This is a genomic window from Rathayibacter sp. VKM Ac-2835 (genome assembly GCF_013266705.1).
Taxonomy (GTDB): Bacteria; Actinomycetota; Actinomycetes; order Actinomycetales; family Microbacteriaceae; genus Rathayibacter.
Genome location: NZ_JABSNQ010000002.1, coordinates 648428 through 662832, shown reverse-complemented (window position 1 = coordinate 662832; position 14405 = coordinate 648428). Strand labels below are relative to the sequence as shown.

The following is a 14405-nucleotide window of genomic DNA, read 5'->3' as shown; positions in this document are numbered from 1 at the left end:
GGCGAGCGCGCACCCGACTCGTCCGAAGGGGATCCTGCCGCCCGGCCCCCGCCTCCTAGGATGGGCCGACCACCCCCGAGCACCAGCACCCCGACGAGTCACCCCGAGGAGACCCCGTGAGCGCATCCGGAGGCGGTTCCGCCATCATCGCGGCGCTGGCCGCGAACCTCGGCATCGCCCTGACCAAGCTCGTCGCCTGGTTCTTCTCCGGCTCGGCCTCGATGCTGGCCGAGGGCGTGCACTCGCTCGCCGACTCCGGCAATCAGCTGCTGCTGCTCCTCGGCGGCCGCAAGTCGCGCAGGGCCGCCGACGAGGAGCACCCGTTCGGCTACGGCCGCGAGCGCTACGTCTACGCCTTCGTCGTCGCGATCATCCTCTTCTCCGTCGGCGGTGTCTTCTCGATCTACGAGGGCGTCGAGAAGATCGCCGAGCCGCACGAGCTGGAGAACGCCTGGCTGCCGATCCTCGTCCTGGTCGTCTCGATCTGCCTCGAGGGCTACTCGCTGCGCACCGGAGTGAAGGAGTCGAACAAGGTCCGCGGACAGCAGTCGTGGCTGCAGTTCATCCGCCGGGCGAAGGCGCCGGAGCTGCCCGTCGTCCTGCTGGAGGACGTCGCCGCGCTCACCGGTCTCGTCTTCGCGCTTCTCGGCGTCGGCCTCTCGGTGATCACCGGGAACACCGTCTTCGACGCGATCGGCACGATCATGATCGGCACGCTGCTGGTCGTCGTCGCGATCGTCCTCGGGGTCGAGACGAAGAGCCTGCTGGTGGGCGAGGGCGCGACCCCGGCCGACGCCGCGGCCATCCGCACGGCCATCGAGGCGGGCGCGGACGTCGAGCGGATCATCCACATGAAGACCCTCTACCTCGGCCCGGACGAGATCCTCGTCGCCGCCAAGCTCGCCTTCCCCGCCGCCGAGACGATGGCCGAGCTGGCCGCGGGGATCGACGCGACGGAGAAGCGCATCCGCGACGCGGTCCCGGCCGCCCGCGTCATCTACCTCGAACCCGACGTCGACCGCGGAGCGGCGCCGACGACGGAGGAACCCACCGCCTCCGCCGGGAGCGCCGGCTGATGCGCCGGGTCCTCGCGATCGTCAACGAGCGCGGCGCCGGGCTCGGCGCCCTCGAGCCGATGCTGCGCGACCGGGGCTTCGCCGTCGACGCGGTCGCGGGCACCGACCTCGACTCCGTCGACATCCTCGCGCCCGACCTGGTCGTCACGCTCGGCTCGAGCGCCGGCGTCTACGAGACGGCGCGGCACCCCTTCATCTCGCCCGAGATCGCCCTGCTGCAGGACCGGCTGCACCACCGCCGCCCGACCCTCGGCGTCTGCTTCGGCGCGCAGCTGATCGCCGCCGCGCTGGGGGAGCAGGTCCGCCCCGGCCCGACCCGCGAGGTCGGCTTCCGCGGCATCGTCGCGACCGAGGCGGGGCTGCACTCGCCGCTGCGCCACCTCGCCGACGTCCCGGTGATGCAGTGGCACAGCGACACCTTCGACCTTCCAGCGGGCACGACGCTGCTCGCCTCCTCCCCCGCCTACGCCGTCGAGGCCTTCGCGATCGACGAGTGGCTTCTCGGCGTGCAGTTCCACCCCGAGCTCACCGGCGACCTGGCCGCGCGCTGGCTCGAGGGCGACGCCGACTACGCGGCGGGAGCGGGCTACGGGCTCGAGCAGCTCGACGACGACGTGCGCGAGGGCCGCTTCGAGCGGATGCGAGCGGCGACCGAGGCCGCGCTCGGCGAGTGGGTCGGCGCGCAGGGCTGAGAAGGGGCGGGCCCGGGGATCCCCGGGCCGCCGGGCGCTCAGCGCCTGGCCGCGAAGAAGTCGAGCAGCAGCCGCGCGCCCTCGTCGGCGCGCAGTCCCGGGTACACCTCGACGACGTGGTGCAGCCGGCGGTCGCGGAGCAGGTCGTGCACCGAGCCGGCCGCCCCCGCCTTCTCGTCCCACGCCCCGAAGACGACGCGGTCGAGCCGGGAGGCGAGGATCGCGCCGGCGCACATCGCGCACGGCTCGAGCGTCACCACGAGGGTGCAGCCCGCGAGCTGCCAGTCGCCGCGGGCGGCCGCGGCCTCGCGCAGCGCGACCACCTCGGCGTGCGCCGTCGGATCCCGGTGCAGCTCGCGCTCGTTGCGCCCGCGCCCGATCACCGCGCCGTCGGGATCGACGACCACCGCTCCGACCGGGACGTCGCCCCACTCGGCGGCCCGGCGCGCCTCGTCGAGCGCGAGCCGCATCCAGGCGTCCGCCTCGGCGGGGAGGGGGAGGTCGCTCTCGCGCATCGCGCCCCCTCGTCCGGCTCCGGCCGGCTCCGACCGGCAAGTAGATTGAGCTTATGCGCGTCCATGTAGCCGACCACCCGCTGATCACGCACAAGCTCACCGTGCTGCGCGACAAGCGCACCCCCTCCCCCACCTTCCGGCAGCTCGCCGAGGAGCTGATGACCCTGCTCGCCTACGAGGCGACCCGGGGCGTCCGCACCCGCACCGTCACCATCGAGACGCCGGTCACCACGACCACCGGCCTCGCGCTGAGCGATCCGCAGCCGCTGGTCGTGCCGATCCTGCGCGCGGGCCTCGGAATGCTCGAGGGCATGGTGAAGCTGATCCCCACCGCCGAGGTGGGCTTCCTCGGCATGGCGCGCAACGAGGAGACCCTCGAGCCGACCACCTACGCCGAGCGGCTCCCGGACGACCTCTCCAACCGCCAGTGCTTCGTGCTCGACCCGATGCTCGCCACCGGCGGATCGCTGATCGCCGCCATCCAGTTCCTCTTCGACCGCGGCGCCGTCGACGTGACCGCCGTCTGCCTGCTCGCCGCTCCCGAGGGCCTCGCGGCCGTGGAGAAGGCCTTCGTCGGCAAGGACGTGACCATCGTCCTCGGCTCGCTCGACGAGAAGCTCAACGAGCTCGGGTACATCGTCCCGGGGCTCGGCGACGCGGGCGACCGCCTGTACGGGCTCGCCGGCTGAGTCGTTCCGGGCGCCCCGCGCGGCGCCCGGAACCCGCCAGTACGGGCGGACCTGTTGACGAGGTCCGCCGCCATCCGCTTTACTTTCGACCATGACTGACAACGCGCACGCCCTGACCTCCCTTGAGGCCATCGGGGATGCCGGCATGATGATGGCCGGCGGCCTCGTCCTGCGCTGTCGAATGTGCGCCTGAGGAACCACCCTCGCCGGTTCTCCGCACAGCCTCCGCCCCCGATCGCACTGATCGAGTCGATCCTCTGATCGGCCGGGCGTCGCAGGCGCGGCGAACCCCTGGATGCCCCGCATCCGCCCCTGCCGGACCGCACCTCGTGCACCGGCGCTCGCGCGCACACCCGGATCCGCTCCCCGGACACTCGTCCCGGATCCGACCAGCCCAAGGATTCGTCATGTCCCTCCTCCACGCCCGTCCCGTCACTGCTCCCGCCGACGCCCCCCGCCTGCAGGCCGCACCCGAGCCCGCGGCCTCCGCCCCCCGCCTCCGCGCCGTGCCCCAGGGCACCGAGGCCCGCGGCTTCGCCCTCTACGTCGGCATCGACGAGGCCAAGGCCCGCGCCGCCGGCATCGACCTCGGCCGCCTGGTCGAGGAGCTCAAGCGCGTCACCGCCGAGTTCGCTCCCGACGCCGAGACCTACGCCTCCGTCGCCCTCGCCCCGCAGGGCGCCGGCGGCCGCGACGTCGACGTCGTCCGCCTCGCCCTCCAGGACCCGGCGGCCGTCGCCCGCCGCCGCGCCGACACCGAGCCCGACCTCGACCGCGCCCCCGGGGGCGTCGTCATCGACATCTCGCGCAAGCGCGTCATCCTCGACGACGAGACCACCGCCCTCACCTACAAGGAGTTCGAGCTGCTGCAGTACCTCGTCCTCCGCGAGGGCCGCACCATCGAGCGCGCCGAGCTGATCTCCTCGCTCTGGGGAGCCGCCGACGACGACGCCCCCAACGAGCGCACCATCGACGTCCACGTCCGCCGCCTCCGCGCCAAGCTCGGCCGCTACGAGGACATCGTCCGCACCGTCCGCGGCGTCGGCTACCGCTTCGACCGCCACGCGGACGTCGCCATCCGCTACGCGTCGACCCCTAGCCCCGATCTGTTCTGAAGTGCTGCGCGAGCGCGAGCGCTCGCTCCGCCGCGGTCGGCTCCGCGGATGGTCGCGTTCCACAGAGCGTCCTGCGTACGGCTCGTGGAAAACGCTGACACGCGTTTTCCACCTGACGCCTTGCGGGCAGCGGCTGGTCGTCCGCCCCGAGTCGGGCGAGGAATCGGTGGCGGCACGACATGCTGGTCGAGTAGCCGCGGAGCGGCGTTCGAGACCCACGCACAGACGGACGGTGGATCTCGATACGCCCGCGGAGCGGGCTACTCGATCGACATGCAGGGGGCGGAGGCGTTGGGCGTGCCATCGGGCGGCAGCGCCCCGCGCCAGTGGGTCCCGCGCTCAGTTGCCGGAGACGGCGCCATCACGCTGGTCGAGGAGCCGCGGGACGCGGCGTATCGAGGCCCCGCCTGCAGGGGCGACAGAGGGTCACAGGCAAACGTCAGGAAATCGGTCCTTGCGGCGTTATCGATCCGTTATATAGTTCAAGTGCGTCGACCGTTTGCTGTGGCGGGAAGCGCGAGAAGTGATTGCAGGACACTCTTGGTGCAAGGGAATGAAGGCCGGCCGCTCGCCTCAGCGGCCGGCCTTCTGTCGTTCCCGGACTGAGCGCCGCCTCCGCGCGCCGCCCTCCGCCCCGCTCCGCGCCGCACGCGCCGGACGGGCGTCGAGACGCCGTATCCTGAACGGAACACAAGGAGGATGCGTGAGCTCGAGACGTGCGGTCGCCGCGTGGGAGTCGCTGTTCCGAGCGCAGGTGCACGTGATGCGGGCGCTGAGCACCGACTTCCCCTCGAAGGAGATCTCGCTCAACGAGTACGACGTCCTCTTCAACCTCACACTGCAGCCCGGCCGCCGGGCCCGGCTGCGCGACCTCAACAAGCACGTCCTCCTGACGCAGCCGAGCGTCAGCCGTCTGATCGACCGTCTGGTCGCCCGCGGCTGCGTGACCAAGAGCGAGGACCCGACCGACGCCCGCGGCACGGTCATCCAGATCACCGACGAGGGCTACGCCCTCTTCCGCCGCGTGGCGATGACGCACATGCAGACAATCTCGGACCACGTCGGCTCCGCCCTCGACGACGACGAGCTCGACCAGCTGACCGCCCTCTGCGACAAGCTGCGCGACCGCGTCGCCTCCGCCTGACGACTCCCGCCCGCCGCTAGCACGCACCGGCTCCGCGCGGCCAGCACTTCGCTCCGGCGCCGCACTCGCGGATCATGGAGGCACCATGAGCAGCTCCTCCCCCACCCTCGTCTGGCTCCGCGACGACCTGCGTCTCGCCGACAACCCGGCCCTCCGAGCGGCGATCGACCGCGGCGGCCCCGTCGCCGTCTGCTACGTCCTCGACGAGGAGTCCGACGGCATCCGGCCGCTCGGCGGCGCGGCGCGCTGGTGGCTGCACGGCAGCCTGCTCGCGCTCGCGGGCGACCTCGACGAGGCGGGGGCGTCCCTGATCCTGCGCCGCGGACCGGCCGAGGCCGTCGTGCTCCAGCTCGCGGAGGAGCTCGGCGCCGGCGCGGTGCACTGGAACCGCCGCTACGGCAAGGCCGAGCGCACGGTCGACGCCGCGATCAAGGAGGCGCTCCGCGATCGGGACGTCGAGGCCGAGAGCCACCAGGGCTCGCTGCTCTTCGAGCCGTGGACCGTGCAGACCGGCGGCGGCGGGCCCTACTCCGTCTACACGCCGTTCGCGCGCGCCTGCCGCAACCGCGACACCCCGCGCGCTCCCCTGCCGCGACCGCGCGGGATCGACGGGATCGACACGGACGCGGCCTCGGACGACCTCGACGACTGGCAGCTGCTGCCCACCAGCCCCGACTGGGCCGGGGGGCTCCGCGAGCGCTGGGTCCCGGGCGAGAAGGCGGCGGCGAAGCGGCTGCGCGCGTTCCTCGCCGAGCAGCTCGACGACTACGCCGACGACCGCGACCTCCCCGCGCGGGACGCGACCTCGAACCTGTCGCCGCACCTGCGCTGGGGCGAGATCAGCCCGTTCCAGGTCTGGCACGCGCTCGAGGAGGCCCACGCGAAGGGGCAGCACCGCGGCGAGGGCAGCGACCGCTTCCTCTCCGAGGTGCTGTGGCGCGAGTTCTGCTACCACCTGCTCTTCCACTGGCCCGACCTCGCGACCGCGAACTTCGACTCGCGCTTCGACTCCTTCCCCTGGGGCCACCCGGGCGAGGACAGGATCGACGCCTGGCACCAGGGCCGCACCGGCTACCCGCTGGTCGACGCGGGGATGCGCGAGCTGTGGAAGACCGGCTACATGCACAACCGCGTCCGCATGGTCACCGCCTCGTTCCTGATCAAGAACCTGCTGGTCGACTGGCGGGTGGGCGAGGACTGGTTCTGGGACACCCTCGTGGACGCCGATCCGGCGAGCAACGCCGCGAACTGGCAGTGGGTCGCGGGGTCCGGCGCCGACGCGTCGCCGTTCTTCCGCGTCTTCAACCCGGTGACGCAGTCGAAGAAGTTCGACCCCGACGGCGGCTACCTGCGTGAGTACGTGCCGGAGCTCGCCGAGCTCGACCGCGCCGTGATCCACGAGCCGTGGACGCTCGGCGAGACCCTGACGCCGGAGGCGGACGGCTACCCCGCGCCGATCCTCGACCTCAAGGAGACGCGGGTGCACGCCCTGGACGCTTTCGCGGTGATCAAGAGCGCGAAGCGCGACATCTCGCGCCGCGACTCCGACGACTGACGACGGGGGCCGGCCCTCGACGACTCGGCCCTAGATGTACATCGCGGGGTCGATCCAGAAGGCCGGATCCGCGAGGGCGTCCTCGGCGCGGCCCAGCACGCGCAGATCGCGGGCCGGGATCCCGACCAGCACGGCGCCGTCCGGGGCGTCCTTCACCACGACCGCGTTCGCGCCGACGCTCACGTCCGAGCCGAGCACGATCGGGCCGAGGATCACGGCCCCCGCGCCGACGACGACCCGGTCGCCGAGCGTCGGGTGGCGCCGCTCGCGCTTGGCCGACTTCCCGCCGAGCGTGACGGAGTGGTACAGCATGCAGTCGTCGCCGATCCGCGCCGTCTCGCCGATCACGACGCCCATGCCGTGGTCGATGAAGAGCCGGCGGCCGATCGTCGCGCCGGGGTGGATCTCCACTCCGGTCGCCGCGCGGGCCGCCTGCGCGAGCAGCCGGGCCGGCAGCCGGGCGCCGCGCCGCCACCAGCGGTGCGCGACGCGGTGCACCCAGACCGCGTGCAGCCCGGGGTAGGCGAGCACCACCTCGGCCGTACTCCGCGCCGCCGGGTCGCGCAGGCGCGCTGCCGCCACGTCCTCGCGGAGGCGTGCGAGGACCGTGGGATGTCCGGGCGCGCCGGAACCTCCGGACGGGCGGGGACGGGGGGATCCGGCGGGGCTCAGCTGCGGAGGTCCTCGTAGAGGACGGTCGAGATGTACCGCTCGCCGAAGTCGCAGACGATCGCGACGATGGTCTTGCCCGCGTTCTCGGGGCGCTTGGCGACCTCGAGGGCCGCCCACATGATCGAGCCGGAGGAGATGCCGCCGAGGATGCCCTCCTGTGCGGCCATCGCGCGCGCGACGCGCACCGAGTCCTCGAGGGTGACGTCGATGATCTCGGTGTAGACGTCGCGGTCGAGGTTGGCCGGCACGAAGTTCGCCCCGATCCCCTGGATCTTGTGCGGGCCGGCCGTCCCCTGCGTGAGCAGCGGCGAGTCGATCGGCTCGACGCCGATGATCTGCACGCCGGGCTTGCGCTCCTTGAGGACCTGGCCGACGCCGGTGATGGTGCCGCCGGTGCCGATGCCGGCGACGAAGACGTCGACCTCGCCGTCGGTGTCCGCCCAGATCTCCTCGGCGGTGGTGCGGCGGTGCACCTCGGGGTTGGCGGCGTTCTCGAACTGGCGGGCGAGCACGGCGCCGGGGGTCTCGGCGACGATCGCCTGCGCCCGCTCGACCGCGCCGCGCATGCCCTCGGAGCCGGGGGTCAGCACGATCTCGGCCCCGTAGGCGCGCAGCAGGACCCGGCGCTCGGTGGACATGGTCTCCGGCATCGTCAGGATCACCTTGTAGCCGCGCGCCGCGCCGACCATGGCGAGCGCGATGCCGGTGTTGCCGCTCGTGCCCTCGACGATCGTGCCGCCGGGCGGGAGCTCGCCGGACGCCTCGGCGGCGTCGACGATCGCGATGCCGATCCGGTCCTTCACGCTGTTCGCCGGGCTGTAGAACTCGAGCTTGGCGAGGACGACGGCGCTGTCCGCGCCCTCCAGCCGATTGATGCGGACGAGCGGGGTCCTGCCGACGAGCTGCGTCACGTCGTCGTGGATGCGTGCCATGGTTGTGTGCTTTCTGCCGGGGCCGACCGCCCCGGGGCCCCGGGACGACAGGTGGTGCGGTGCTGCCGCCGCTCCCCTTGCGGGGACGCACCCTCCACGATACGGATGCGGCGTCGTGACGGCAGCCTCATGACGGCCCGGGCCGCCGGATTCCCCCTCGGGCCCCTGCCGCTCTCCGGGACCGACACCTCTTGTCACAGGTGCATCTCGTCCTGCAGGAGGACCCCCTCCTCCCGGGCGCGTCGCGTACCATGACCGGGGGGATTCGCACGACCGGCGCGACGCTCCCGCCACCCTGCATTCGCGCGGCACCACCGCGCCGGAAGGACCTCCCGCTCCATGGCTCTCCCCACCGCATCCCGCAGCTCCGCTCGACCGCTGGGGATGTCGTTGCGGGCAGTGCTGGGCTTCATCGGGATGAGCGCCGTGGCGGGCGTGCTGATCACCGTCGGCGTCACTCCGGCGCTCGCGCTGACGGGCCTCGCGACCAGCAACACGATCGGGATGTTCCAGAACCTGCCCGGCTACCTCGACGCCGGCCAGCTGATGCAGCGCACGAACATCTACGCGGGCGACGGCACCACCCTCCTCGCCTCCGTCTACAACCAGAACCGCGTCGAGGTCGGCTGGGACGAGGTCGCGCAGACCGCCAAGGACGCCGCGGTCGCCGGCGAGGACCCGCGCTTCTACGAGCACGGCGGCATCGACCTGCAGGGCACGCTCCGCGCGCTCGCGGTCACGCTGACCGGGGACGACCTGCAGGGCGGCTCGTCGATCACGCAGCAGTACGTCAAGAACGTGCTCGTGCAGAAGGCCGAGTCGATCACCGACGAGGCCGAGCGCGACGCCGCCTACAAGCTCGCCACCGACCCGACCCCCGAGCGCAAGCTCAAGGAGATGCGCCTCGCGATCGGCCTCGAGAAGGAGACGTCGAAGGACGACATCCTGCTCGGCTACCTCAACATCGCGCTCTTCGGCGGCACGGTCTACGGCATTGAGGCCGCGGCCAACTACTACTACGGGATCCCCGCCAGCCAGCTCTCGGCCTCGCAGGCCGCGTCGCTGCTGGCGATCGTCAACAACCCGTCGAAGTTCCGCTTCGACGACCCGACCGACGAGGCGAACGGCGCCGCGAACGGCTACGCCGCGACCAAGGAGCGCCGCGACTACATCCTCGGCGAGGAGCTGAAGTACTCGAAGATCAGCCAGGAGGTCTACGACGCGGCGATCGCCGAGCCGATCACGCCGAACATCACGGAGCCCTCCACCGGCTGCGCCACCGCGGGCAACGCGGCGTACTTCTGCGAGTACGTGCTGAACGTGCTGCGCAACGACGAGGCGTTCGGCGCCGACGACGACGAGCGCTACCAGCGGATCCGCCAGGGCGGCTTCGACATCGTCACGACCCTGGATCTCGACATCCAGCAGGTCTCGCAAGCGGCGATCAACGCCTACATCCCGTCGTACGACCCCCGCTTCCAGGTCGGCGCGACCGCCGCGTCGGTCGAGGCCGGCACCGGCCGCGTGCTGTCGATGGTGCAGAACACGAAGTACAGCCAGGACGAGGAGTTCCTCGCCGCGAACCCCGGCTTCAGCGCGATCAACCTCAACGTCGACGTCGACATGGGTGGCACCGCCGGCGTGCAGACCGGCTCGACCTACAAGGTCTTCACGCTCGCGCAGTGGCTGCAGGCCGGCCACACCCTGAACGAGTCGTTCCCCTCGCCGACCTCGGGGTTCCGTTCATACCCGCAGAAGTGCGACACCGCGAACGACGGCTACTACGCGGGTGCGCGGTTCGCACCGCGGAACGACGTCGCGTCCGAGGACGCCTCGTCGATGACCGCGGTCCAGGCGACGGCGAACTCGATCAACACCGGCTTCATGGGCATGGCCAACCAGCTCGACCTCTGCGACATCCGCACGACGGCGGAGTCCTTCGGCATCCACCGGGCCGACGCCAAGGAGCTGCAGAGCGGACCGGCAGCCGTTCTCGGGACCAACGAGATCGCACCGCTCACCGTCGCCAACGCCTACGCCGGCATCGCGAACGACGGGACGACCTGCGCCGCGATCGTCATCGACCGGATCACGGACAGCTCCGGTGCGGCCGTCGCGCCGCCCGCCTCATCCTGCACGCAGTCCGTGACCCCCGAGGTGGCTCGAGGAATGCAGTACGCCATGCAGCGGGTCATCACCTCCGGTACCGCCACCGCCTCGGATCCGCGCGACGGCATCGAGCACATCGGCAAGACGGGTACCACCGATGAGGCGGCGGACGTCTGGACCGCCGGTGCCAGCCGCTCCGCGTCGCTCGCCGTCTGGGTCGGCAGCATCAGGGGCTTCGACGACGGATCGAAGCAGAACCTCCGCACCACGCGCCTCACCGGCGAGAAGGGGACGATCCGTGCCGCTGACGCGCGTCACGCGATCTGGAAGCCGATCATGACGGCGCTCGACCAGAAGTACGGCGGCGACGACTTCATCGACCCGCCCGCCTCGATGCTCGCGTCGTCCCCGCGCACCGCCACGCTGACCGAGGTGCCGGACGTGACCGGGCTGACGGTCGCCGCGGCCACCGCGACGCTCACCGCCGCCGGCTTCTCCGTCGGCAGGAGCGAGCCTGTCGGCTCGACGTCGATCCCCGAGGGGTCCGTCGTCTCGACGACGCCCAGCGCGGACGAGACCGTCTTGCGGGGTGCCGTCATCCCGCTGCAGGTGAGCACCGGCGAGGCGTCGAAGAACCCGGGCGACAGCGCCGACATCAACGGCACGCTGCTCACCACCGCATCCGAGTGACGTCGCCGAGCCGCCGCACCTGACGGCGTGCGCCACCCCCTCTCACGACACCGGCCGTGCAGGACGTCGGCGATCCGGCCCTCACCCTGACCACGTCGGGTCACTTCATGTGCAGGCACGGCTGCGGGGTCACGTGGTCGTCGCGCGGAGGCAGTGCCGCGGCCGACTCCCGGCAGCGGGCGGACGTGTTCCGCGCCGGGCAATGGAGCCGCGGGCGCGCCTGGGCGGGGATGTCGGGAGCGTCGCCTAGGGTGCTGGTGCACCGAGAGGATCCATCCTGAAGCGTCCGAACGTTCCCGTCTTCCAGCCCCGTCGCACCGTCCACGGGGCCCTCGGCGCGCTGTTCGGATTCGTGATCGTCAGCGTGCTGGCGGGGCTGCTCGCGACGATCGTCGTGGCTCCGGCGGTCGCGCTCACCGGGGCGGCCACCTCGGGAACGATCTCGGCGTTCCAGTCGCTGCCGAGCTACCTCGAGGTCGGCGAGCTGATGCAGAAGACGGACGTCTACGCGGGCGACCCCGAGGACCCGACGCTCCTCGCCTCCTTCTACGATCAGAACCGCATCGAGGTCGCCGCCGACCAGATCGCGGCGCCGGTCTTCGACGCCCTCGTCTCGAGCGAGGACCCGCGCTACTACGAGCACGGCGGCATCGACCTCCAGGGCACCCTGCGCGCCGTCGCCAGCACCTACCTCCTCGACGCGGCGCCGCAGGGCGGCTCGTCGATCACGCAGCAGTACGTCAAGAACGTCCTCGTGCAGAAGGCCGAGTCGATCAGCGACGAGACCGAGCGCGCGGCGGCCTACGCGGAGGCGACCGCGACCACTCCCGAGCGCAAGCTCAAGGAGATGCGCCTCGCGATCGGGGTGGAGAAGGAGTACTCGAAGGACGAGATCCTCCTCGGCTACCTCAACATCGCCCTCTTCGGCGGCACCGTCTACGGCATCGAGGCCGCGGCCGAGTACTACTACGGCGTCGACGCGGCCGACCTCTCGGTCGGGCAGTCCGCCGCGCTGCTGGCGATCGTCAACAACCCGGAGAAGTTCCGCTTCGACCGCCCCGACGACCCCGACAACGGCGAGGCGAACGGCTACGCGCTGACCACGAGCCGACGCGACTACATCCTCGACCGGATGCTCGAGTACGGGAAGATCGACGCCGCGACCCGCGACGCCGCGAAGGCCGCGCCGATCGAGCCCGTCATCACTCCCCCGTCGACCGGTTGCCAGACCGCGGGCAGCGCCGCCTACTTCTGCGACTACGTCTCGCACGTGCTGCGCAACGACCCGGCCCTCGGCGACACCGCCGACGAGCGCTACGCGGCGCTCAAGCGCGGCGGGCTCAAGGTCTACACGACGATCGACCTCGCCATGCAGGACACCTCGGCGCAGGTCATGGCCGACCAGGTGCCCGCGACCGACCCGCGCTTCGACGTCGGGGCCGCGGCCGTCGGCGTGGAGACCGGGACCGGGCGGATCCTGAGCATGGTGCAGAACAAGAAGTACAGCCAGGACCCGGAGCAGATCGCCTCGGCCGACGGCGCCGAGTACTCCGCGATCAACCTCTCGGTCGACGCGGCCTACGGGGGCGGCAACGGCTTCCAGCCGGGCTCCACCTACAAGGTCTTCACGCTGATGGAGTGGCTGCAGGACGGGCACACCCTGCTCGAGCAGTTCGACGCGAAGAACAAGAACTGGACCGGCTTCCAGGACAGCTGCGAGGGCCCGCAGGACTACGGGGTGTTCAATCCGAACAACAACGGCGGGCAGATCTTCCCTGCCTCGCTGAACGCACTGGAGTCCACGATCGACTCCATCAACACCGGCTTCGTCGGCATGGCACACCTGCTCGACCTCTGCGACATCCGCAAGACCGCGGAGGCGTTCGGCGTGCATCGCGCGGATGCGACCCCGTTGCTCGAATCCCCGGCGACCGTGCTCGGCACGAACGAGATCGCCCCGCTGACCATGGCCGTCGCCTACGCGGGCGTCGCGAACGACGGCCGGACCTGCAGCGCGGTGGCCATCGACTCGATCGTCGGGCCCGAGGGGCAGGACATCGAGGCGCCCGCCTCGACCTGCACGCAGTCGACGACGACGGCCGTCGCCCGTGCCACGCAGTACGCGCTGCTCGAGGTCACCTCGCAGGGCACCGGTCAGGCGGCGAGCCCCGGCGACGGCATCGAGCACATCACCAAGACCGGCACCACCGACGGCGCGGCCGACGGCTGGACGCTCGGCGCCTCCTCCGAGGTCGCCCTCGCGGTCTGGGTCGGCAGCATCTCCGCCCTGAACGACGCCGGCAAGCGGATGGCGCTCGATTCGATCGACTTCGACAGCGGCTCGGCGATCCTCGCGCGGCACCGGATCTGGAATCCGGTGATGACCGCGTTCGACCGCGAGTACGGCGGCTCCGCCTTCGCGAAGCCCGACCAGTCGCTGGTGAAGGCGCCGATGGTGACGATCCCGGACGTGACCGGGAAGAGCGTCGACGCGGCCGTCAGCGCGCTGAAGGCGGCGGGGTTCGTGGTCGGCGGGATGAGCCAGGTCGACTCGTCGGTGCCCGAGGGCCAGGTCGCCGGGACAGACCCGTCGGCCGGGACCTCGGTGATCCGCGGTACGGAGATCGGCGTGCGGATCAGCACCGGCTCGACCGCGACGAGCCCGCCGCAGCCGTCGGTCTGAGCCTCAGCGCTCCGCCGTCAGTGGTGGAAGCGGTGCACGACCGCGTGACCCCTGCCGCGGCCGATCAGCCAGCGGTTGACCGGCGTCGTGACCACGAAGGCCAGGGCGAGTGAGCCCACCAGGGAGCCCCAGAACAGGCCGCTCGCGAGACCGGCGTCCATCGCACCGGGGATCGCCAGCATCGCCGTGTTGTCGATGACCTCCATCACGGCGATCGAGACGGTGTCCGCGGCGAGCGCGATGCCGACGGCGGCGCGCCAGGAGACCCCCGCGCGGAGCACGCCGCGCATCGTCAGGGCATAGCCGAAGGCGAAGGCGAGCACGATGGAGAGGACGACGGTGCCGAGGTTGTGCAGCCCGAGTGCGGTGCCGAGCACCATGCCGAGGACCTCGCCGATGGCGCAGCCGGTGAGGCAGTGCAGGGTGGCCGTCGCGGCGGTCCGCCAGGACGTCGTGGCGGAGGACGTGTGCGTGCTGTGGTCGTGCGCGGCGTCGGTCATCGGTGCTCCCTCGGTGTCGGTCACCGTGGTGCA

General features: G+C 71.7%; 12 protein-coding genes. 8 read left to right on the top strand and 4 right to left on the bottom strand.

Annotated features, from left to right (window positions below):
- Positions 1 to 116 precede the first annotated feature (116 nt).
- On the top strand, positions 117 to 1076 hold the full coding sequence (locus tag HRK28_RS10900; RefSeq protein WP_160090696.1) for a cation diffusion facilitator family transporter: 960 nt from the start codon (positions 117 to 119) through the stop codon (positions 1074 to 1076).
- Positions 1076 to 1768: a gamma-glutamyl-gamma-aminobutyrate hydrolase family protein gene (locus tag HRK28_RS10895; RefSeq protein WP_160090697.1), complete on the top strand. Its 693-nt coding sequence runs from the start codon at positions 1076 to 1078 to the stop codon at positions 1766 to 1768. Before HRK28_RS10900 ends, HRK28_RS10895 begins: the two co-directional genes overlap by 1 nt.
- Before the next feature lie 38 nt (positions 1769 to 1806).
- Here HRK28_RS10895 and tadA read toward each other — a convergent pair whose 3' ends face one another.
- Positions 1807 to 2283, bottom strand: a complete 477-nt coding sequence (gene tadA / locus HRK28_RS10890; RefSeq protein WP_244231671.1) for a tRNA adenosine(34) deaminase TadA — start codon at positions 2281 to 2283, stop codon at positions 1807 to 1809.
- A 53-nt stretch (positions 2284 to 2336) separates the two neighbouring features.
- On the opposite strand from tadA, the gene upp reads away from it, so the two are divergent.
- The 4 genes from upp to HRK28_RS10870 all read left to right on the top strand — a co-directional run bounded on the left by upp (position 2337) and on the right by HRK28_RS10870 (position 6786).
- Complete coding sequence (upp, locus tag HRK28_RS10885) at positions 2337 to 2972, top strand: uracil phosphoribosyltransferase (protein WP_173251496.1); 636 nt, start codon at positions 2337 to 2339, stop codon at positions 2970 to 2972.
- A gap of 407 nt (positions 2973 to 3379) precedes the next feature.
- Positions 3380 to 4087, top strand: a complete 708-nt coding sequence (locus HRK28_RS10880) for a winged helix-turn-helix domain-containing protein (RefSeq protein ID WP_160090699.1) — start codon at positions 3380 to 3382, stop codon at positions 4085 to 4087.
- A 763-nt stretch (positions 4088 to 4850) separates the two neighbouring features.
- The gene (locus HRK28_RS20145) at positions 4851 to 5231 is read left to right on the top strand and encodes a MarR family winged helix-turn-helix transcriptional regulator (RefSeq protein WP_244231871.1); all 381 of its coding nucleotides are present in this window, start codon (positions 4851 to 4853) and stop codon (positions 5229 to 5231) included.
- A gap of 85 nt (positions 5232 to 5316) precedes the next feature.
- Complete coding sequence (locus tag HRK28_RS10870) at positions 5317 to 6786, top strand: deoxyribodipyrimidine photo-lyase (protein WP_173251494.1); 1470 nt, start codon at positions 5317 to 5319, stop codon at positions 6784 to 6786.
- Positions 6787 to 6816: 30 nt separating this feature from the next.
- Here the strand turns inward: HRK28_RS10870 and epsC are convergent, their stop codons facing one another.
- Together epsC and cysK are read right to left on the bottom strand one after the other, a co-directional pair.
- Positions 6817 to 7368 carry a serine O-acetyltransferase EpsC gene (gene epsC / locus HRK28_RS10865; protein ID WP_367948399.1) on the bottom strand — a complete coding sequence of 184 codons (552 nt, stop codon included), beginning with the start codon at positions 7366 to 7368 and terminating at the stop codon, positions 6817 to 6819.
- Between the two features lie 86 nt (positions 7369 to 7454).
- Entirely contained in the window at positions 7455 to 8390 is a 936-nt protein-coding gene (cysK, locus tag HRK28_RS10860; protein ID WP_173251493.1) for a cysteine synthase A, read from the bottom strand.
- Between the two features lie 339 nt (positions 8391 to 8729).
- On the opposite strand from cysK, the gene HRK28_RS10855 reads away from it, so the two are divergent.
- Both HRK28_RS10855 and HRK28_RS10850 read left to right on the top strand, forming a co-directional pair.
- Positions 8730 to 11189, top strand: a complete 2460-nt coding sequence (locus HRK28_RS10855; RefSeq protein WP_173251492.1) for a transglycosylase domain-containing protein — start codon at positions 8730 to 8732, stop codon at positions 11187 to 11189.
- A gap of 352 nt (positions 11190 to 11541) precedes the next feature.
- Entirely contained in the window at positions 11542 to 13872 is a 2331-nt protein-coding gene (locus HRK28_RS10850) for a penicillin-binding protein (RefSeq protein WP_160090704.1), read from the top strand.
- Between the two features lie 17 nt (positions 13873 to 13889).
- Here HRK28_RS10850 and HRK28_RS10845 read toward each other — a convergent pair whose 3' ends face one another.
- The gene (locus HRK28_RS10845; protein WP_244231673.1) at positions 13890 to 14396 is read right to left on the bottom strand and encodes a DUF4396 domain-containing protein; all 507 of its coding nucleotides are present in this window, start codon (positions 14394 to 14396) and stop codon (positions 13890 to 13892) included.
- Between the last annotated feature and the right edge of the window lie 9 nt (positions 14397 to 14405).

Excerpts from the sequence above, each read along its gene's own strand:
- HRK28_RS10895 (WP_160090697.1), top strand. The coding sequence starts at position 1,076 with ATGCGCCGGGTCCTCGCGATCGTCAACGAGCGCGGCGCCGGGCTCGGC.
- tadA (WP_244231671.1), bottom strand. The coding sequence starts at position 2,283 with ATGCGCGAGAGCGACCTCCCCCTCCCCGCCGAGGCGGACGCCTGGATG.
- upp (WP_173251496.1), top strand. The coding sequence starts at position 2,337 with ATGCGCGTCCATGTAGCCGACCACCCGCTGATCACGCACAAGCTCACC.
- HRK28_RS10880 (WP_160090699.1), top strand. The coding sequence starts at position 3,380 with ATGTCCCTCCTCCACGCCCGTCCCGTCACTGCTCCCGCCGACGCCCCC.
- HRK28_RS20145 (WP_244231871.1), top strand. The coding sequence starts at position 4,851 with ATGCGGGCGCTGAGCACCGACTTCCCCTCGAAGGAGATCTCGCTCAAC.
- HRK28_RS10870 (WP_173251494.1), top strand. The coding sequence starts at position 5,317 with ATGAGCAGCTCCTCCCCCACCCTCGTCTGGCTCCGCGACGACCTGCGT.
- cysK (WP_173251493.1), bottom strand. The coding sequence starts at position 8,390 with ATGGCACGCATCCACGACGACGTGACGCAGCTCGTCGGCAGGACCCCG.
- HRK28_RS10855 (WP_173251492.1), top strand. The coding sequence starts at position 8,730 with ATGGCTCTCCCCACCGCATCCCGCAGCTCCGCTCGACCGCTGGGGATG.